Origin of the sequence: Glaciimonas sp. PCH181 (assembly GCF_003056055.1) — a bacterium.
Lineage (GTDB): Bacteria > Pseudomonadota > Gammaproteobacteria > Burkholderiales > Burkholderiaceae_D > Glaciimonas.
On record NZ_PYFP01000001.1, the window covers coordinates 237,790 to 257,671 of the forward strand.

The following is a 19,882-nucleotide window of genomic DNA, read 5'->3' on the forward strand; positions in this document are numbered from 1 at the left end:
CACGGTTTGTGCTCCATGGAGACAAGCCAAGGGCGCCTAGTCGAAGCAAGAAAAAGTGACTAGCTGCCGGGCTAAGCCCGGCGAACTAACCACGGAGAACGAGCCGTTTCAATTACCACTAATCGAAGCCAACTGAAACCAACCGCATCACCCTCAAAATCCCCAAACCAAATCTACATATCAGAGCCGCTCAAAAATCACAGCAATACCCTGTCCGCCGCCAATACACATCGTAGCCAAAGCATATTTACCACCAGTACGCTGCAACTCATACACAGCCTTAGTAGCGATAAACGCACCAGAACACCCAATTGGATGACCCAACGCAATTGCACCACCATTCGGATTGGTCTTAGCAGGATCAAGCCCCAAACCCTTAGTGACAGCAATAGCCTGCGCAGCAAATGCCTCATTAGCCTCAATAACATCCATCTGATCCAGCGTCAGCCCCGCTCTTTTAAGCGCAATCTTCGTAGCAGGAATCGGACCTTCACCCATGATTTCATTCGGCACACCAGCAACAGCGTAAGAAACAATCCGTGCAATAGGCGTCTGGCCAGCCTTGGCAGCCACATCCGCCGCAGCCAATACAAAAAATGCCGCGCCATCGTTAATACCAGAAGCGTTACCAGCCGTGACAGTACCGTCTTTCTTGAACGCCGGTTTCATCTTACCTAACGACTCCATCGACGTATTCGGCTTACCATGCTCATCCGTATCAAAAACAACCTCACCCTTACGAGTCTGCTGAACGATAGGCACGATCTGTGACTTGAAGCGACCTTCGGCAATCGCAAATGCAGCACGGCGTTGTGACTCAACCGCGAACGCATCCTGCTCTTCACGAGAAATTTCCCATTTCGCCGCCAGATTTTCAGCCGTGATCCCCATATGGCCAACACCAAACGGATCAGTCAGCACTGCGACCATCATATCGATCGCCTTGGAATCGCCCATCCGTGCGCCTGAACGCAAAGCTGGCAGCAAATAACCGCCGCGCGACATTACCTCTACACCACCACCAATACCGTAATCAAAGTCACCCAACATGATGTTTTGCGCTGCGGTAACAATGCCCTGCAATCCTGACGAACAAAGACGGCTTACTTGCATCGCCACAGAATCCATCGGCAGACCAGCCTGAATAGACGCTACGCGAGAAACATAGGCATAACGCGAATCTGTCGGAATACATGTACCGACGATAGCGTTGCCGATTAACTTCGGATCGACCCCAGAGCGCGCAATGGCTTCTTTCATGACCGTGCCGGCTAATTCCGCTGGCTCCATGGTGGAAAGGGAGCCACCGAATGCGCCAATGGCGGACCGGACTGCGCTGAGAACAACGACTTCTTTACTCATGGAAAACTCCTTTAAAAAATCGATCAATAGCTCACCAGACTGGCGAGCTCCAAAACAACAACAATTGTGGAGTTCACGTTAATGACAGGATTTTGTCACTGCTTGAGAGCGAATGCACAAGTTTTATAGAAAAATTTATCGTCTCAAGAAACGAAAGATTTTGCTACCCCAAATAAGAGGGTTTTTCAAGATAGTTTGCACTGCTGAATAGTACGGATCAAGTGGAATAGTGGCGATTTCCGCCGACATAGTCACCGAACGCGTTTGCTCTCATTTGTGATGGAGGAAACGTCCGACAGTGTAACGCTGCCAGCTTTCATTGCGTGCGTTTCATCTCGGAAATAATGTGAAACGAATATAGGGAGTGCGGCATTATGCGCATCCCTCCGTTTTTGTATATGCGTAGTTTCCGCATGGAAATTAATTCCGCGCCATTTTCAATCATTAAACAACGTTAAATCAACAGTTCACCTTTAGCAGTCAAGCATTACCCCTTTTTAGGGTTATTACGTTTAGAGTGCGCAAATTAATAAAATATGTCGATATTCAAGGATAAATGGAACAAAATTTTTACATGTGCTCAAATATTAAGGTTGGAATCCTAATCTGGATACAGAATTTCTGTGCAAGATGCTGTCTTCCGCAGATTGTTCGGTGAGATACGTGCTAGACGAGAAGGGACAGCGTTTTGTACGAAAAGCTTCGATAGAAAAATTTATTCCGGTAATGAGATCTGTAAAGACCACTTCGCGCAGTGATTGATGGGCGGAGGTAACGGTTGTCCTTAAAAAAAGCAAAGGCGGTAAATACCGCCGACAAATTGGAGGTGACACAGGATGACAAGCAAGAGAAATGCAAGAAAAAATAAGTCCAATGTATGGGCCAAAGGCGGATTTGGCATGCTGCTGGCCGTCGCTGGCGCACAAGGTGCACATGCTTTCGACATTGATTTATGTAATGACGATTTGCAAACTCGATGGGATAACACTGTTCGTTACAACCTTGGTGTACGGGCAAATACACCGGATTCCCGCATCCTGAACAACCTCAATTACGATGAATCGGACGGCAAATTCAATAAAGAGGCAAGGTTGTTACCGACCGTGTCGATATATTGAGCGAATTCGATATGAATTATCGTAAACAATTCGGTATCCGCGTCAGCGCCGCCGGTTGGTACGATAACGCCTATGACGATCATTCGGTGCGCAGCACTGTGCCCAACTTTTCCACCAGTTACGCGGGGAACCAATACAATTCCAGCGTATCGCGTTATGTCAATGGCCCATCGGGTGAAATTCTTGATGCGTTCATCTGGGGCAACTTCAAGCTTGGATCAAACCCGGTCAACGTCAAGTTCGGTCGTCAAACCAACTATTTCGGTGAAGGCCTGTTGATCCCTGCGCAAGCGATTTCGTATTCACAGTCGCCGCTTGATGGCGTAAAAGCCGTTACCAGCCCAGGTATCGAAACCAAGGAAGTATTCTTACCACTGAACCAGCTTTTCGCCAAAATTCAGCTCACACCGGAATTGACGGTAGCAGGGCAATATTTCCTGGATTGGAGAGAGTCGCGCTTGCCATACGGCGGTACGTACTTCGCACCAGCCGATTTTTTCTTTGAAGGTCCGAGCCAATTACCTGCCGGACCCGATTTTAACATTGCTCGCATCGACTCTATTACTGCCAAAAAATCTGGCAATTTTGGTGTTAGCGCGCGCTTAAACGTTGAAGCGATCGAATCAACGGTCGGTGCATATTATCGCCAATTCGACGATTACAATCCTTGGGTTACGCCGGAATTCGCCAATTTTATCGCCATACCTGGCGCGGTACTCCCGACCCAGTTCCGTCTGGTCTATCCAAAGAACGTCAAACTTGCCGGTTTAAGTATCAGCCGCAATATTGGCCCGGTCAGCTTCAAGAGTGTGACCTATGACTTCAATAAAGGGATGTTTGCAGTAGTCGGCGACGCAGCAATCGGTGGATTCAAAATCATCACTAATTCCTTGCCGGAAAAAGACCAAACCGTGGAAGCAATGGTTGCGCGGGAAACTACACGATAGTCGTTTTGAGCGCGTTGTAATCGCGTTGTAACTTGCAATCTGTAACCTGATCTGTTTGCGCGACGCATTGTTGCGCAAACAGATTTTTGCGGTTACTGGCACGTTGGTTGTGCCGCAAAGTTTAAGAGCAAAATTTTTTATAAAGGCGTGCGTATTCATTGCACGCAATCACAAAACGTCAAGAGAAAAATATGAAGAACGTATTTGATTACATCATTGTCGGTGCCGGTTCATCTGGTTGCGTACTCGCCAATCGGCTTTCCGAAAATCCAAAAGTCTCGGTATTACTCATCGAGAGCGGCCCTGCCGATAAAAATCCGCTGATTCATATGCCACGCGGCATTGGAAAAATGCTCACCCCCGGCAGTCCTCATGTCTGGGATTACAAGGCGGCGCAAGGTGAAGGCAGGGCAGACGAAGATTGGCTTAAAGGGCGCACACTTGGTGGTTCCAGTTCGGTCAACGGCATGGTGTATTTGCGCGGGCATCCCGACGAATATAACGACTGGGAAGCAGCAGGTTGCATCGGTTGGGGATGGAAGGATATTGGCCGCTGCTATAAAGCGATGGAAGATCACCAACTGGGCGAAGCCGAATTTCGCGGTGCTGCCGGTCCCTTAAAAATCACGATGCATCCCGCCGGTGACCCGTTGTGCGAAGCCGTGATTGCCGCCGCTGGCGAAGCCGGTTTGCCGCATGTCGCCGATCTGAATGCATCGCTGCAAGGCGGTATCGGTTACCAGCCGCGCACCATCTGGCGCGGTCGTCGCCAGAGCGCGGCCAAAGCATTTCTAGGGCCGGTGCGTTCGCGTCGTAATTTAACAATACGCACCGGTACTGACGTGCTACGTATCATTTTCCGAAAAAAAGTTGCCATCGGTGTTGAAGTTCGCGACAAGACTGGCACTTCGGAAATCTATGTACGGGAAGAACTCATCTTGTCTGCGGGGGCGTTGAATACGCCTAAGCTGCTTCAGCTATCCGGTGTCGGACCTGCCGAAAAATTGGAAGAGCTAGGTATTGAAGTTGTGGCGGATGTGCCCGGTGTTGGTCAACATTTGCTGGAACATCGTTGCATTTTGTTGCAGGTACGGCTTAAAAGCGGTAGTTTAAATCAAGCATTTTCCGGCATGGGTTTAGCCAAAAGTCTGGCTAATTATTTCATCAGGGGAAAAGGTCCGTTGACGCATGCGGCGCATGAAGTGTGCGGATTTTTCAAGACGCGGCCAGAGTTAAAACGGCCAGATGCAGAAATCGGCGTCGGACTGTATTCCATCGCTGTCGAGGATGGAAAAATTGTTCTTGAAAAAGAACCCGGCATGACTTGGGTTGGTTACTTTACCAATCCGGATAGTCAAGGTTCGGTAATGATTAGCAGTGCCGATCCAGATGCTGCGGTAACAATCAACGCTAATTATCTCGCCACAGAAAATGATCGGCGCAGTTCGATTGCAGTGCTCCGGTTTATGCGCAAGATATTGGCGCAGCCAGCATTGCGTGATCACATCGTTGCTGAAACTCAGCCCGGTCCGTTATGTGTGACCGATGAACAATTGGCTGAGGCTTTTTTCCAATTTGGTTCGACTGCCTCCCACGCCGCCGGTACATGCCGCATGGGGGCGGATGAGGCCTCGGTAGTCGATCCTCGATTACGGGTACGCGGTATCGACGGCTTGCGCGTTGTCGATACCTCGATCATGCCGACCCTTATCACTGGTAATACGAATGGTCCGTCGATGGTGATGGCGATGCGGGCAGCGGAAATTCTTATTGCTGAAAGACGCGCCAAGCGGCATAGGCAGGGTTGGGTCCGGGTAGCCCCGGTAGTCAGTGAAGACGCAGAAATTCCAGCGATTACAGCCTAAAGGAGTGAGACAGCAATGAATATTCCCTTCACGACATACGACGGCCTTTACATTGATGGCCAGTGGGCTACTCCACAGGACAAGCAGCGCGAAGCAATTATTAATCCGGCCACTGAAGCGGTTATCGGTTTGGCGCCGATAGGTGGTCTGGCGGAGGCTGCGGCGGCGATTGCCGCGGCGCGCAAGGCTTTCGATAAGGGTCCTTGGTGGCGGATGTTGCCGACTGAGCGCGCGGCGATTATGCGCAAGATGCATTCGGCGTTGTTGGACCGTGCTGAGCAGATCAAGGTGTTGATGATTGCTGAGGGCGGCATCACCAGGATGTTGGCGGAGGGAATGTTTTTTAATAAGCCGATGCAGATTTTTGGAGCTTGTATGCCAAAGGCATGACCACACGCGAAATCGTCGCAACCTTCAAGGAAATGGTCGACGCCGACGTATCGCCAGCTCTCATTTCCAAAGTCACCGACAGCGTCAAAGAGCGGATCGTTGCCTGGCAAAGCCGCTCACTTGATGGCCTTTATCCTATCGTCTACCTGGACTGCCTGGTCGTCAAAGTACGACAAGATAATCAAGTCATTAACAAAGCAGTCTTCCTGGCGCTGGGCGTGAATTTGCAAGGGCAAAAAGAACTATTAGGGATGTGGCTAGCTGAGAATGAGGGTGCAAAATTCTGGTTAGGCGTCCTGACGGAGCTAAAAAACCGTGGCTTGGCGAATCACGCTACAGCAATATCAGCAAGACTAAGAATCTCCGCAATATCTCCATCGATGACGATGGCAGCGTCGTATCGCCCACTCAAACAACCACGCCCGACATTCACCGCTACAAAAACATCTTCACCCAAACAAACCATGTAAAAACCAATTTATCTCCTCACCGGCACGTTCCCGATAAACCCAATAACACGCCCCCTCGTCACCCTCTGCAACAAAATAATCCCGCACCGCGATCCGCGCATCCCACCACCCAGCCTCAATCCGCTCCGGCCCTGACAAAAATTGCAACGGCGATCCATAAAACGGACGATGATCCCGCACCAACAAAGCCAACGGTTGTTGCAACAACCAAAACGGCCGTCGACCCAAAACAACCGTATTCGCCATATCAACGGTATTGCCCGCCTGCGCACCAATCGCGCCAGACGCACCAACATTACTCGCCCCCCGCCAACCATTCGCCACCTCCGGCCGATGGTCCGCCACCGCCGCTGGCGTCAACACACTCTCCGCACCAAGACGCGCAGTCAATAACTCTAATAAACGATGATAATCAGCCGTCGTTCCACCCGGCTCGGGAAATAACGACCCCGTTGGCGGCAACATCGGCGTCACCTGCGTCGCGCTCAGCCGTAGCGAAATAATTGGTGCGCTTAACTGAAAGCGACTCAAGCGTTCTTTTAATAACCGCAACAAATGCGCCTCATGCCAGGCCGGTTCGGCCAACGTTACCTCTAATGTACTAGGCAAAACTGCCTGACGTCCACGCTCATGCGCCATCGACAGCACAAAACCAGAAATAGCCAATTGCTGCACCGTCAGCCAACCAATCATTTGCTGAATCAAACGACGCGCCCCAAACAAGACCGCCTCCGCATGTTCGATGCGATCCGGTAACTCCAGATAGGCTGAAAACTCCTTCGGTGCCCGCACCCAGTCAAACATCTCCGGCGCAATTCCATATGCACAATCCAGCGCTTCCAATATCCGCTTGTCGCTACGCCGCTGCAATCCGGCCCGCGGCAATTTACGCAGATCGCCTAACGTGCTACAACCAATCTCTTCCAGCCATTGCTGATAAGGATGCGTCGCCGGTAATATCCAAAATGGCAACGCGTTCAAATGCCGCGCCATAGTCTCGATACGGATGCAGCGACGTTGTTTGCGCAAGCCCGCATGTGCAAGAGAATGCGGAAGATAGCGCGCCAGCAACCACGCGCCCTGTGCTGTCGGGGCCATGCTGATCTGGGCGCTGAAACCCAGCGTATTAATACTGGCGCGCACACGTCGGCACAACCTTAACCGACCTCCAAAAGCACTCAGACTGGCGCTGACATTGAGTAGCAGACTGGCTTCTTCTGCATGGGCAACCTCTGGGGTGTACTGCAATAAGGTCAGCGCTACCGCCTCCAGCACAGTTTGTTCTTGCGTCGCATCGCGCTCACAAAGCGTGGTCTGCGGCGCGATTGCCAGCACGCCGCCGCGTCGCATACCGCTGCGAACCCCACTGGCGGCGGCGCTGCCGGTCATGGTCAAGACTTGATCGTGCTCTAACACTGCAACCATGCCGGGTGCAGACCAGCTTGGGCGCACTGTTTCTAAGGCCAATAACGGCAGATGAACGCCTATCCATAAAGCCATTTGCGCGCTCCTAAAAATCGGCCACGCGCGCTAATGTCGGCTCTGCGACGCTTGCAGAGGATGTTTGCGCTGCTGGTGCCGGTTTTATGTTGGATTCTGTGTAACGCTTAGCAGGTGGTGTGAATGACTGTGTTTCAATCGTCGCAGAAGGGGCCGCGCTGTCTTGCTTATTGTCTGGCCACGCAAGATAAAGCGCTTGTGTATGTTGCGGGCCGCGCCGTTTAAGTAGTTGTACCGCGATGCCATTATGGGCGGGACGCAGCAGCAGCCGGAGTGGGGCGGGCGACGATTCATGTGCAGCGCTCAGCGGCCGGATCATCCACAGCATGGTGTCGCTGGCTTGGGCTGCCAGATGCAACCGACGCAGCGCATCGGTACGGATATGCGATTGCCAGAACAGCAGCGCGCCGCAGCTGCCATTGCGCAAAATCTGCTCAGCGGACCATAGCGCATCGGCACTGCCGCTGGTATTAATCCACAGCAAACGCTGCGCCGCCAGACCCCATCCGCTCCACGCGGCGATGTGCGGCAGATGGGGCGGCTGTAATAAAATTATTTTGCGTTGTTGCTGTGTAAGGGCCTTTAAGGCGGGCTGCAATAAGTGCATTTCGCCAATCCCGGCTTGCTGCAATAACAACTCAATCAAGGCCGAATGCGGCCAGCCGCCGTTGGGTAATTCCCGGTCCAGCGCCGCATGACCAGAGGCGATCACAGCCCCGCGATAAGTCGACATTTGATTGCCGCGCCACAACGCATGCGGCAATGTCTCCGCCAGCGATTGGGCTGCGGCTGAGATCGTGCTGGTGCCGGGCTGCGACACACTGCGTGGATTGGCTGACATAGAAGGACTTAAGTAAAAACTGGCGTAATCGCTGAAATTTAAATGGCATTAACTGCAAAATGAGGGGAAAGACATTCCCTTATTTAACTGTATAAATATACAGTATATTTGCAGTGTGCCCTAAGCCAGTTTTGTTATAAGTCCGTTCTCAATGCGGATATTTTATTTGATGGAAGTGCGGGAAATTTCTTTGTGGAAATAAAGATTGTCGGTGTAACACCGCAAAATGCACGCATAACGCGACACTGCTAATCGGTCGAATAAAATTATTTTAGGGAGCGATCAGAGAACAAACAAGCGCCGGGGGAGCGTGAAAAAGGGGATATCTTCAGAAAGAAGATGATAAGAAAAGGGGATCTGCTGGCGATCCCTTAGCAAACATGTGTCAGTGCAGATGAAGCAGATTTGTTATCCAAAACAAGCGACTCGATGTCAGTGCAAGACATCAGCGGTGTTTATTTGCTGGTATGGTAAAAGCGTAGCGCAAATGCGCAAATAACCAAAGCAATAGGAAATACGGTAGGAAGAGCGTGAAGAAATGCGTTCATGAAAGACCTCATAAAGTTGAATTGTTGCGTTGCAGTATATGAGGTGACGTGGCCTGGGGCTAATTTAGTCTTCGGATATGCGTTATACGCTATTGAAATATCTTGTTGTCATTGTGCAACTATTCCAAGTGAAAATGCCGCCTGACAAATTGGCGGAAGGGAACTCAAGGCTTTCGTTGTCCTCATATGATTAATGCTAGCGTCAGCGTCTGAATTTGCGCTATTGATCCAACTCTGGATAGTGGCGAAAAATACCTTGTCGGTTAAACGCAATTCGTCTTGACGATGCCAAGTATTTGGCAATACGCGGCTGTGTTGCCACCAGTTGATGGAGTGTTATCAAGCGTGGAATGTCGGCGGCCAGGCGGTGCATGGTTTTAGGGAACGCATAACGCAAACCTGCGATTATTTGGAACAATGATAGGTCGACATAGGTCAGCGCATCTCCGATCGTATAACTGTCGCTGTGCGGATTACGCGCGTGGATAGTCTCAAAATAGTCTAGAAATTTAGGTAATCGTGCGCTAGTAAAATCCTGGGCACGGCGTAGCGCTTCTGGTTTTTGATCTTTGTAATACAGCCCGCTGGCGACCGGATGATGCGTGTCATGGACTTCGGTGATCAGATCGGTGATGGTCAGCTGTAACTGATGTGCCCACAGGCGACTAGCTTCGTCTTCGGGCACTAATCCGCATCGTGGCCCCAGAAACAACAGGATATTGGCGGTTTGTCCTATCACCATATCGCCAGCCTGCAAGAACGGCGGCGCGAAAGAGGGCGAGGGATTTTTTACATTTTCCATCAGGCGCAACATGGCTGGAACGCCCATGCCGCTTCGCTCTGAACGCCGCGCGATGTCGGTATAGGCCGCGCCAGCTTGCTCTAATGCAAGACGGACAAATTCACCACGTCCTTGTATCGTCGGCCAGTAATATAGTTTATAGCGCATCGTTTTCCATTGAAAAAGTGAGAATAAATTTTATGGACAATATTGCATAATAAGTATTGAAGTATTGCTGAACGGCGAGCATTTACAAGGCATTAATGTATTTTGGATAAACATTTTATAGGGTGCGAACAAGGTTAATCTGCTTGATTCTCTTTCCCTGAATTTAATGAGAGCGTATTTTTTAGCAGCTAATTTTTCTAGCAATAAGATAATCACTGATGAGGCAAATATTGAAGAGAAATACAGGATGGCGGCATCGATTATGTATGGTCTTTGCGGGCTTGGTTGTCTGGGGTACTTTGGCAGGCATCGGATCGGCTAACGCAGCTGGATTGGATAAGCAGGATGCGGTGGATCACGTAGAAAAACTGGATGTCCATTCCGCCGTATCGTTACGGGCTAAGTATGCCGAGTTACAGGCGCAACTCAGCCATAATCAGTTTAAGCGGCCGTTGTATATGGATTCGATCGAGTCGCCGAATCATTTGAAGGGCGATATCTACGCATTGGTTGATTATCCGTTTGCCACTGTGAATACCGCCTTAAATGACCCTGCGCATTGGTGCGACGTGTTGACATTGCATCTGAACATAAAATATTGTCAGGCATCGGTAAATAAGTCGGTCAGCAGCCTGATGGTCAGCATTGGGACCAAATACGATAAGCCGTTGAGTGAGGCTTATCCAGTCAAATTTACCTATAACGGGGTGGTCAATACGCCGGAATATTTTGCAGTGCGTCTGAATGCAAAGAACGGCCCTTTGAGTACCAGCGATTATCACATTCAGCTTGAAGCAGTATCTGTCGCCGACGGTAAAACATTCCTGCATTTGACGTATTCGTATGCGTATAGTTTTACCGGGCGTCTGGCAATGCAGGGTTATTTGGCAACTATCGGTCGGGATAAAGTGGGTTTCACAACTTTGCAGGATGTGAATGGCAAGCAAGTACATCAGGCGGATTATATTGGCGGTGTGCGCGGCTTGATTGAGCGCAATACGATGCGGTATTACCTTGCGATTGATTCTTATCTTGCCGCCTTTTCGGCACCGCCTGCGGCCCAGCGCGAAATGCGTTTACAAAACTGGTTTGCATCAACCGAGCAATATCACAGGCAGCTGCATGAGATGGATCGCGCTACTTATCTTGAGATGAAACATAGCGAGTATTTGCGTCAGCAAAAGACGCCATAGAGATGGCTATGTAATCTTAGATAATTGTTTGCGCCAGTCGTTTGGTCAGTCGTTGCATGATATCGGCTTGCCCCATGCGTGCTATCCACCAGGCCAGCGCCGCACCATTTTCGCCAGTACGCCAGGCCAGATAAAATGTTTCATCCTGCCTTGGCTCTTCTACTTCTTTTGTAATTAACAGACCTGATGCCAGCGCTGCTCTGGCGCAGGGTTCTGGTAGAAATCCGAAACCAATTCCCGCCACCTGTAATGCATATTTGCTTTGCATATCCGGCACCGTTAATGTGTCTTGTCCGAACAGAATTCCGACGGTGCGGGCGGCCATTCTTCTAGCCGAATCGGCAACCGTAATCGCACGATACGGATGCATATCGGCTTTGCCGATGGGATGCGTGATCTGTGCCAGCGGATGCGTCGGCGCTACCGCAAAGACAAAAGGGATAGAACCTAACGGTTCGGCAATATAACCGCCGCCAGAAGGCCCCATGCCGGGCGCAGCGATCAGCAAATCGACGCGGCGGTCGAGCAGCGCTTCCCACGTGCCATCCAGCGACTCGCGCACGATACGCAATCTGGTGCGATCCGCTACGGTATAAAAAGCAGCGATATCGTCGGCCAGCGCTGCGCCTGAAAACAGCGAATCAAGCCCGAGTGTGAGTTCGGTCTCCCAGCCAGAGGCCACGCGCCGGACCCGATGTTCCAGGTCTTCAGCGGCCTTGAGCAGATAACGGCCTTCCTTCAGCAGTTCTACGCCAGCAGGTGTCAGTTTGACTTTCGGCCCCTTGCGTTCGAACACCTGCACACCCAGATCTTCTTCAAGTTTGGCCACCGTGTAGGAAATTGTCGATGGCACACGGTGCAGCGCCACACCGGCGGCAGAAAATGAACCGCGTCGATCAATGGCATCAAGAATTTGTAAGGCATCAAGACTTAATCTAAGCATGTCCACTTTCGAATATAAAAATAACGCGTAGGGCTTACATTGCCTTGGCGCTTGTATGCTTTTTATCCATCATGAGGTTAGATGGCTGCAGTGAATCAACTTTATGCGACGGTATTTATTGCTGAAAATAATATTGCCTTAGGGCGTTAAATTGCAGAGGGAATAATACTGTCTTTTGCCAGTATGAAGGCTTATCGCATCGTGGGATTTTTTGATTACACGATTTGGCCAACACAGACGTCTTAAATCGCCTCTGCCTTGCTGGCAGAAGGTCTATAAAATAGTGCAATATTAATTAAATATCCATCACTCTTAAGGAGCATCGACATGGCATTAACCCAATCTCCGCAATCTTCAATCTCAACAACGCAAAAAATCGCATTGGTAACCGGCGCAGGTTCCGGCATCGGCAAAACGATTGCGCTTGCCTTGCTCAGCAACGGTTATATCGTGGTACTGGCCGGACGTCGTACCGAAGCGTTACGCGACACCGTGGTTGCCGCAGGCGGTTTCGGTGTTAATGCGCTGTCAGTGGTCGCCGACGTCAGCGATCCGGCATCCGTCAAAGCCCTGTTTGAAAAGGTGCGCACAGAGTTTGGACGACTGGATTTGTTAGTGAATAATGCGGGTGTTTTTACGCCAGCAGTCTCGCTTGAAGACGTGGAATATGCCAATTGGAAAGCCTCGGTAGATATCAATCTGACCGGGGCTTTTTTATGTACGCAAGAAGCCTTCCGGATCATGAAAGAACAGCAACCGGGCGGCGGCCGGATTATCAACAATGGCTCGATTTCCGCGCACGCCCCGCGTCCCAATTCAGTTGCCTATACCGCCACCAAACACGCGATGACCGGGCTGACGAAAGCCACCTCGCTTGATGGTCGTAAATACAATATCGCCTGCGGTCAGATTGATATCGGCAATGCGGCTACAGATATGACAGAACGGATGGAAAAAGGGATTTTGCAGGCCAGCGGCGCAATCGCGGTTGAGCCGACGATGTCGGTTGAACATGTTGGTCGGGCGGTGTTGTATATGGCGGGGTTGCCGCTGGAAGCGAATGTGCAGTTTATGACTGTGATGGCGACGAATATGCCCTTTGTTGGGCGTGGCTAGGTTTGTTGCTAACTAAATGATTTAAGGCCGCTGCTGAGCGCCATGTAGAAAATATAAAATTTCGATGCGCTCCGTGGCTGGTTTGATTCTATAGACGACGATAAAAGGTGTCCTGCCGATGACCAGTTCACGCGTACCCTTGATGCGATGCGATGCGATGCGCAATCGCCCTATCGATCGTATTTTTGTTTGGCATGCTTTCTCTCTTGATAATGCATAAAGTTTTATGAAGGTATGTAACTTATTAGAACTTTATGCAATATTTAACGCGAGTTTAGCTTGTTTTAGTGACTTTACTTAAGTGTCGTGGGCGGTCCGGATCCATCCCACGCGCGATGGATAGCTTGGCAGCCATGACATAAAACGCTTGAATGGCGACGATGGGATCGAGGTCTGGGGCGGCGGCTGTCGGCAGCGTCAGGTCGCGTTCGGGGATGTTGTCGGGCGCTGCCAATAATACTTTAGCGCCGCGTCCGCGCATTTCTTCGGCTAGTGTGAGCAGCCCGGCTTGAGTTGGTCCGCGTGTGGCAAAAATCAGTAGCGGATAACCTTCGTCGATCAGGGCCATCGGGCCGTGTTTGATTTCTGCACCGCTGAATGCCTCGGCCTGAACTGCGGAGGTTTCTTTGAATTTTAGTGCGGATTCAAGGGCTAGCGGAAAGCTGATGCCGCGTCCGACTACCATGATATTCGTCGCTGGTGTCAGGACGTCTAACGCTGCGGACCAGTCACATTGGCTGGCGGTGTCGAGTGCTTCGGGCAAGGTTTCCAATGCGGCTAAAAATGCCGGGTCGTCTTGCCAATGCCCTGCTAACAGTGCGCCAGCAACCAGACTGGCGATAAAACTTTTGGTCGCGGCGACGCTGAGTTCCGCACCAGCGTGCAGCGGCATGGCCCATTCTGCGTTGGTAGCGAGTGGGGAAGATGCATCGTTGACTAGCGCCACAGTAGTGGCCCCGCCTTCGCGGAAGTAACGTATCGGTGCGATGACATCCGGGCTTTGGCCTGATTGCGAGATCGCAATGGCTAGCGCGTTGTGTGCTTGCAGCGGGGCTTTATTGAGAGTGACTAGCGACATCGGCAACGAGGCGACGATGCGCCCTAAGCGGGCCATGATTAGATAGGCGCAATAATTGGCGGCATGATCCGAGCTGCCACGGGCCACGGTCAGGATGCTTGTCGGTGGCGCTGCGCGTAAGCGGCGACCTAATTCTGCGTAGCGGTCACGGTCTTGTTTTAGTTGGACTGCTACGTGGGCGCTGGCCGAACATGCTTCTTCAAGCATGCGTGAGGTTGAGGTCAATCTGTTCTCCTTCTACATAAACTGCGGTGAGATTGAGCTGGTGATCAAATACCAGAATGTCGGCGAAACAGCCGGTTTTCAGACGACCGCGTTCTGTCATGCCGAGATAATCGGCGGGATAGGTGGAGGTGCGCAGCGAAGCTTCGGCCAGATCGAGTCCCAGTGTTACCAGATTGCGTAGCGCCTGATCCATGGTCAACGTGCTGCCTGCTAGCGTGCCATCCGCCAGACGTACACCGCCCATACATTTATGCACGACTTGCCGCCCTAGCATGTATTCACCGTCCGGCATACCGGATGCTGCGGTGGAATCGGTCACGCAATACAAACGGGGAATAGCGCGCAATGCGGCTTTGATCGCGCCTGGATGGACATGCAGCAGATCGGGAATCAGCTCGGCATATTCGGCATGCGCCAATGCTGCCCCCGCCATGCCCGGTGCGCGATGATGGAAAGAGCTCATGGCGTTAAACAGATGGGTAAACCCGGTTGCGCCATTGTTAAGCGCCGCGACGCCGTCTTCGTAGGTGCCGAGCGTATGACCGATTTGTACGCGCATGCCGCTTGCGCTCAGGATTTTGACTAACTCCAGATGGCCGTCAACTTCTGGCGCGATCGTAATCAATTTTAAGGGCGCAAAGCTGCGCAGCCAGTCGACTTGTTCAAGCGTTGCGGCGACCGCAAAGTCAGGTTGCGCACCGAGTTTGCCGGGGTTGATGTACGGGCCTTCAAGATGCGCGCCCAGCACCCGTGCGCCGCCGCTGCGTCGTGCCAGACAAGCGCGCCCAATGGCGCTGAGTGCGGCTTCCAGATCGGCTGCGGGCGCAGTCATCGTCGTTGCTAGCATGCTGGTGGTGCCGTGTTGCGCGTGCATTTTTGCGATGACGTGTACCGCTTCGCCAGCATCCATCACATCTTGGCCGCCGCCGCCGTGGACATGCAGATCGATAAAGCCGGGCAGAATGAAGCTTCCGGCGGGTAGTTTTTGGGATTGATCGTGATTAAAAACGCCGCCACTGATATCGGTGATCAGGTCGTTGAAGCTGATACTGCCAGCGATCCAGCCTTCGGGTGAGAGGATATTGCCTTGTAATTGGGTAATCGAGGACATCAAATTTGCTCCGCGAAGGAAAGGAAAAACGCATCCGAATAACCGAGAGCACACGCATTATTGCTCGCTCTTTTGGTATCGTTGCGTGGGAATTGTGCGCAATCAAAATTGATGCAATGAGTGGTCATCATGATTAGCTGAAATCCTGGCTGAGGTGTTGATGTATCAGTAGCAAGCCGCCGGTTGCTGAATCCGCTAGTGGCAACGACGTGCGCTGCTGCAAGGCTTTCGGTAAGAAATCGCGCAGAACTTGTCCCAGACCACCGCAGAGTGCTAATGGCAACTGGCCGGATGGGTCCAGTGCGTTTGCCATGCTGACGATTTCACCTGCTGCTTTATCGAGCATGTTACGCGCCACGTCATCGCGGGCCGCATGCTGGATGATTAACGGGGCCAGTTGCGCATACCTGCTTTGGTTGGCTTGCGCCAGCCAGCCGAGCACGCTGTCGCGATTGTGTTTGTCGTCGCCGTTCCCTGCATGGCCGCCGCAATGGGCGATGATACTGTCGGCCAGCGCACAATTGTGGGCGCGACCATCGAACACTTGTTGCACGTAATTAATCGCTAACAATCCTAGCCATGCACCGCTGGCTTCATCGCCGGACGGGAAACCCCAGCCGCCAATGATGTGTTGCGTCTGGTCGGGGCGCAGTAATGCGCCGATGCTGCCGGTGCCTATCGCAATGATCGCGCCGGGGCGGCCCTGATGGGCACCGAATAAGGTGGTGATGGCGTCAGATGCGACGACAATGCTGCCGAAGCCGGGATTTAAAGCTGAGAATTCAGCCGCCCATGCCGGGACGTTGACCCCCGATAAACCAAAGCCTGCCGCCATCCGTTGCAGTGGTGGCGGTGTCATGCCTGCACTATGAAAGCCTTGATTGATCGCTATCGTGATTGCGGCCCAAGCTTTATCGCGGCCATGCATGAGCGCCGATGGCCCGCTGCTAGCTTCGGCAATCGGTGTGCCGTCAGCCTGTTCAATGCGTATATGGGTTTTGGTGCCGCCGCCATCGACGCCGATCAAGTAGTCGTAAACTGATGCAAGCGCTGTTTTCACTTCAAGTCCTGTGTGTTTTGGCAGAAGAGTAAAAGTTTATCGATTTTCGCTGGCAAATGTGGAATAAGCGGTAAAAAATGGACAATTTTTGCATTTCTGTCATAGCGGCTCCTCCATGGTCATTAAGAGAGAGGCGCGTGGCAAGGGCGATTATTGCTTGGATGAAATCATATTGCCGGGTTTGATACGGCGCAGCGCATTACCGTTGGTATCAAATACATGAAACGCGCTGCTGGCGGCCGATAAAGTGATGTTTTCACCGATACGGACGGTGTGGTTGCCGTCGCCGCGCACCACGATATCCTGACCATTTTTTAACGTCACGTAGATGAAATTTGCTTCACCTAAATGTTCTACGATATTGACGGTGCCGCTAAATACTTCGCTGCCGGTCGCGTTTTCCAGAATGTGCTCAGCGCGTAAGCCCAAGGTCACGGCATCGCCGATCCGCACATTTCCGTTGGCTTCGGTGACGGCGACATTGGCCGTTACTTCTTGGCCGCCATCCAATTGGACTTTAATGTAATCGGCTTCGATTGCCGTAACTAAGCCGTGAAAAAGATTCATTTTTGGCGAACCGATAAAGGTCGCGACGAATAAATTTGCCGGTTGTTGATAGAGCGTCAGCGGCGTGCCTGACTGTTGAATATGACCGTCGTTCATGACGACGATTTTATCGCCTAGCGTCATTGCTTCGACTTGATCGTGGGTGACGTAGACGATGGTGGCTGCCAATTGACGATGCAGTTTGGCGATCTCTAGCCGGGTTTGTACTCGCAACGCAGCATCGAGATTGGAGAGCGGCTCATCGAACAAAAACAAGCGCGGCTTGCGCACAATCGCGCGGCCAATGGCGACGCGTTGGCGTTGACCGCCGGATAACTCACGCGGTAACCGGTCTAGCAAATGGTCGATCTTCAGAATGCCTGCGGCGTGTCGAATTTGCTGATCAATTGCAGCTTTATCTGCGCCGGCAACTTTCAATCCGAACGCCATATTTTTATACACGGTCATGTGCGGATAGAGCGCGTAGCTTTGGAATACCATCGCAATGCCGCGCTCAGCTGGTGGCAGGTGATTGACGACTTGATTGCCGATGGAGAGTTCGCCATCGGTAATGTCTTCCAGACCGCATAACATACGCAGCAAAGTCGATTTGCCGCAGCCGGAAGGCCCAACCAGCACGCAAAATTCGCCGTCTTCGACTTCAAGATTGATTCCGGCCAGCACGTCCTGCTTACCATCGTAAGATTTTCTGAGTTGTTTGATACTAACGTTCGCCATAATTTCTACCTCTTTACTTTGCCGCGCTGCGGCATGTTGGACAGTGTCGGTGCTTATTTCACCGCACCAGATGTCAGGCCGCGTATCAATTGCCGCGAGAACAGGACATACAGAATCAGAACCGGAATCACCGCCATCGATAAGGCTGCCAGCACGGAATTCCAGTCGGTAGCGTATTGCCCTATGAATTGCTGAACGCCGAGAGTGACGGTTTTGGTGTCATCACCCGGTGCCAGAATCAATGGAAACCAGAGATCATTCCACGCGGGGATCATCGTGAATACGGCGACGGTGGCAATCGCGGGACGAATCAACGGCAAAATAATCTGAAAAAATATCTTGAATTCGCCGACGCCATCGCAGCGCGCTGCCTCTTTTAGTTCCTTGGGTATTTGCCGGATGAACTCGGACAGAATCATCACTGCCAGCGGTAAGCCCTGCGCGGTATAAACCAATATCAACGCGGTGCGGGTATTGATCAGATTGAGCGTGACGACCAATTGCAGGATCGAGACTGTACCCAGACGGATCGGAATCATAATGCCGAGCGCCAGATACAGCGCCATCATGCGATTGCCGAAAAATTTGTACTCCGATAGCGCCCAGCCTGCCATCGCGCCAAAGATCACGATCAGCAGCAACGCGCCCAGCGTCACGACCAGACTATTGCCGAAATACAGCATGAAATTGGTGTTGGTCAGGACCTTCTCAAAACCGATCAACGAGAACGTATCGACCGTTGGCAGCGCAAGCGGATTGTCAAAGATCGCATCGCGTGATTTGATCGAATTAATCAGAATCAGCGCTATCGGAAATAGGGCGACCACGGCATAACCGCACAGCACGATATGGACCCAGATACGGCCAATATTGCCAAATGATCGTCGCGCTTTTACCGGCAGCGACTGGGTGGGGAGGGGGAGTGCACTCATCAGGATTCCTTACAGCTCGTAGCGTGTCAGCTTGCGCTGGACGACATAGAAGTAGACCGCAACGCCCAGCAGAATCACCAGAAACATTAGTGTGGCCACCGCTGCACCCATGGTCGGGCTGCCGACTTGGGCTTGATAGCCAAAGAAGGTGCGATAGAAAAACGTACCCAGCAGATCGGTCGAGTAATTTGGCCCGGCTAACGCGCCTTTGACTGAATAGATCAAATCAAACGCATTGAAATTGGCGACAAACGTCAAAATGGTGACCAATCCCAGCGTAGGCAGAATCAGCGGAAGTTTGATTTGCCAAAAGATGCGCCATGCGCCAGCGCCCTCTGCGTAGGCGGCTTCCAGCACTTCTTCCGGCACCGCCAACAAAGCTGCGTAAATCAGCATCATTGGAATGCCGATGTATTGCCAGACTGAAATCAGCGCAAGGGTAATCAACGCGGTAGATTGCTGACCCAGCCACGGTGCGAAGAAATCTGCCATCCCGACGAAGCCCATCAGTTTTTCACCTACGCCCCACAACGGTGACAGAATCAATTGCCAGATAAAGCCAATGATGACGACGGACAATAGCGTCGGCAAAAAAATCATAGTGCGATAAGTACGCGCCCAGCGCAGGCCTTTTAAGCTAAACAGTGTTGCCAGCAATAGTCCGATCGGATTTTGCAGCAGCATATGAATGGCGAAAAATTTGATGTTATTCCACATCGCGTTCCAGAATGCCACCGACCAGTCAGAGTTAAACAGGATCGTGTGGTAGTTGGACAGGCCGACAAAAGTACGGATGCCCGCGTCGCTGGTGGTATAGAAACTAAGCCGGAGCGTGTCCAGCAGCGGCAAGGCGCTGAACATCGAATAGATGATCACCGCTGGCGCGAGAAAAATCGCGATGTGCCAGGGAAATGCTTTTTTCACTGCAAATCTCCAAACGAACTAAAACA

The 19,882-nt window shown here is 51.7% G+C and carries 17 protein-coding genes and 1 pseudogene; 7 read left to right on the plus strand and 11 right to left on the minus strand.

From position 1 onward, the window contains the following. Positions 1-180: 180 nt before the first annotated feature. Positions 181-1,362 carry an acetyl-CoA C-acyltransferase family protein gene (locus C7W93_RS01045; protein ID WP_108438360.1) on the minus strand — a complete coding sequence of 394 codons (1,182 nt, stop codon included), beginning with the start codon at positions 1,360-1,362 and terminating at the stop codon, positions 181-183. Positions 1,363-2,198: 836 nt separating this feature from the next. Here C7W93_RS01045 and C7W93_RS24730 point away from each other — a divergent pair. From C7W93_RS24730 to C7W93_RS01065, 5 genes and pseudogenes are all read left to right on the plus strand, one after another. Continuing rightward, positions 2,199-2,480, plus strand: coding sequence for a DUF1302 family protein (locus tag C7W93_RS24730; protein WP_201747129.1), 282 nt, complete (start codon positions 2,199-2,201; stop codon positions 2,478-2,480). A gap of 11 nt (positions 2,481-2,491) precedes the next feature. Next, the gene (locus C7W93_RS01050; protein ID WP_255419097.1) at positions 2,492-3,427 is read left to right on the plus strand and encodes a DUF1302 domain-containing protein; all 936 of its coding nucleotides are present in this window, start codon (positions 2,492-2,494) and stop codon (positions 3,425-3,427) included. 191 nt (positions 3,428-3,618) lie between these two features. Continuing rightward, positions 3,619-5,292 (plus strand): GMC family oxidoreductase, encoded by a 1,674-nt coding sequence (locus C7W93_RS01055; RefSeq protein WP_108438361.1) that lies wholly within the window; start codon positions 3,619-3,621, stop codon positions 5,290-5,292. Positions 5,293-5,307: 15 nt separating this feature from the next. Beyond that, positions 5,308-5,682 (plus strand): aldehyde dehydrogenase family protein, encoded by a 375-nt coding sequence (locus C7W93_RS01060; protein ID WP_108438362.1) that lies wholly within the window; start codon positions 5,308-5,310, stop codon positions 5,680-5,682. After that, positions 5,646-6,005 (plus strand): annotated as a pseudogene (locus C7W93_RS01065) (transposase); the annotation flags it as partial. The gene C7W93_RS01060 and the pseudogene C7W93_RS01065, both read left to right, overlap by 37 nt. Positions 6,006-6,131: 126 nt before the next feature. Here C7W93_RS01065 and C7W93_RS01070 read toward each other — a convergent pair. The 3 genes from C7W93_RS01070 to C7W93_RS01080 all read right to left on the minus strand — a co-directional run bounded on the left by C7W93_RS01070 (position 6,132) and on the right by C7W93_RS01080 (position 9,990). Further along, on the minus strand, positions 6,132-7,652 hold the full coding sequence (locus C7W93_RS01070) for a DNA polymerase Y family protein (protein WP_108438363.1): 1,521 nt from the start codon (positions 7,650-7,652) through the stop codon (positions 6,132-6,134). A 10-nt stretch (positions 7,653-7,662) separates the two neighbouring features. After that, positions 7,663-8,493, minus strand: coding sequence for a translesion DNA synthesis-associated protein ImuA (gene imuA / locus C7W93_RS01075; RefSeq protein ID WP_108438364.1), 831 nt, complete (start codon positions 8,491-8,493; stop codon positions 7,663-7,665). A 768-nt stretch (positions 8,494-9,261) separates the two neighbouring features. Continuing rightward, entirely contained in the window at positions 9,262-9,990 is a 729-nt protein-coding gene (locus C7W93_RS01080) for a glutathione S-transferase (RefSeq protein WP_108438365.1), read from the minus strand. 266 nt (positions 9,991-10,256) lie between these two features. On the opposite strand from C7W93_RS01080, the gene C7W93_RS01085 reads away from it, so the two are divergent. After that, positions 10,257-11,183, plus strand: coding sequence for a hypothetical protein (locus tag C7W93_RS01085; RefSeq protein WP_108438366.1), 927 nt, complete (start codon positions 10,257-10,259; stop codon positions 11,181-11,183). A gap of 16 nt (positions 11,184-11,199) precedes the next feature. Here C7W93_RS01085 and C7W93_RS01090 read toward each other — a convergent pair whose 3' ends face one another. Continuing rightward, positions 11,200-12,126, minus strand: a complete 927-nt coding sequence (locus tag C7W93_RS01090; RefSeq protein ID WP_108438367.1) for a LysR substrate-binding domain-containing protein — start codon at positions 12,124-12,126, stop codon at positions 11,200-11,202. A gap of 327 nt (positions 12,127-12,453) precedes the next feature. Here C7W93_RS01090 and C7W93_RS01095 point away from each other — a divergent pair, with 327 nt between their 5' ends. After that, entirely contained in the window at positions 12,454-13,242 is a 789-nt protein-coding gene (locus C7W93_RS01095) for an SDR family oxidoreductase (protein WP_370446376.1), read from the plus strand. A 274-nt stretch (positions 13,243-13,516) separates the two neighbouring features. Here C7W93_RS01095 and C7W93_RS01105 read toward each other — a convergent pair whose 3' ends face one another. The 6 genes from C7W93_RS01105 to C7W93_RS01130 form a co-directional block, all read right to left on the minus strand. Next, a complete protein-coding gene (locus tag C7W93_RS01105) occupies positions 13,517-14,527 on the minus strand; it encodes an SIS domain-containing protein (RefSeq protein WP_108438368.1) in 1,011 nt (336 codons plus the stop codon). Beyond that, positions 14,520-15,656, minus strand: a complete 1,137-nt coding sequence (gene nagA / locus C7W93_RS01110) for an N-acetylglucosamine-6-phosphate deacetylase (RefSeq protein ID WP_108438369.1) — start codon at positions 15,654-15,656, stop codon at positions 14,520-14,522. Before nagA ends, C7W93_RS01105 begins: the two co-directional genes overlap by 8 nt. Positions 15,657-15,789: 133 nt before the next feature. Continuing rightward, the gene (locus C7W93_RS01115) at positions 15,790-16,716 is read right to left on the minus strand and encodes a BadF/BadG/BcrA/BcrD ATPase family protein (RefSeq protein WP_225869717.1); all 927 of its coding nucleotides are present in this window, start codon (positions 16,714-16,716) and stop codon (positions 15,790-15,792) included. Positions 16,717-16,866: 150 nt separating this feature from the next. Beyond that, entirely contained in the window at positions 16,867-18,000 is a 1,134-nt protein-coding gene (locus C7W93_RS01120; protein WP_108438371.1) for an ABC transporter ATP-binding protein, read from the minus strand. A 53-nt stretch (positions 18,001-18,053) separates the two neighbouring features. After that, positions 18,054-18,932, minus strand: coding sequence for a carbohydrate ABC transporter permease (locus tag C7W93_RS01125; RefSeq protein ID WP_108438372.1), 879 nt, complete (start codon positions 18,930-18,932; stop codon positions 18,054-18,056). A gap of 9 nt (positions 18,933-18,941) precedes the next feature. Continuing rightward, entirely contained in the window at positions 18,942-19,856 is a 915-nt protein-coding gene (locus C7W93_RS01130; protein WP_108438373.1) for a carbohydrate ABC transporter permease, read from the minus strand. Positions 19,857-19,882: the final 26 nt, after the last annotated feature.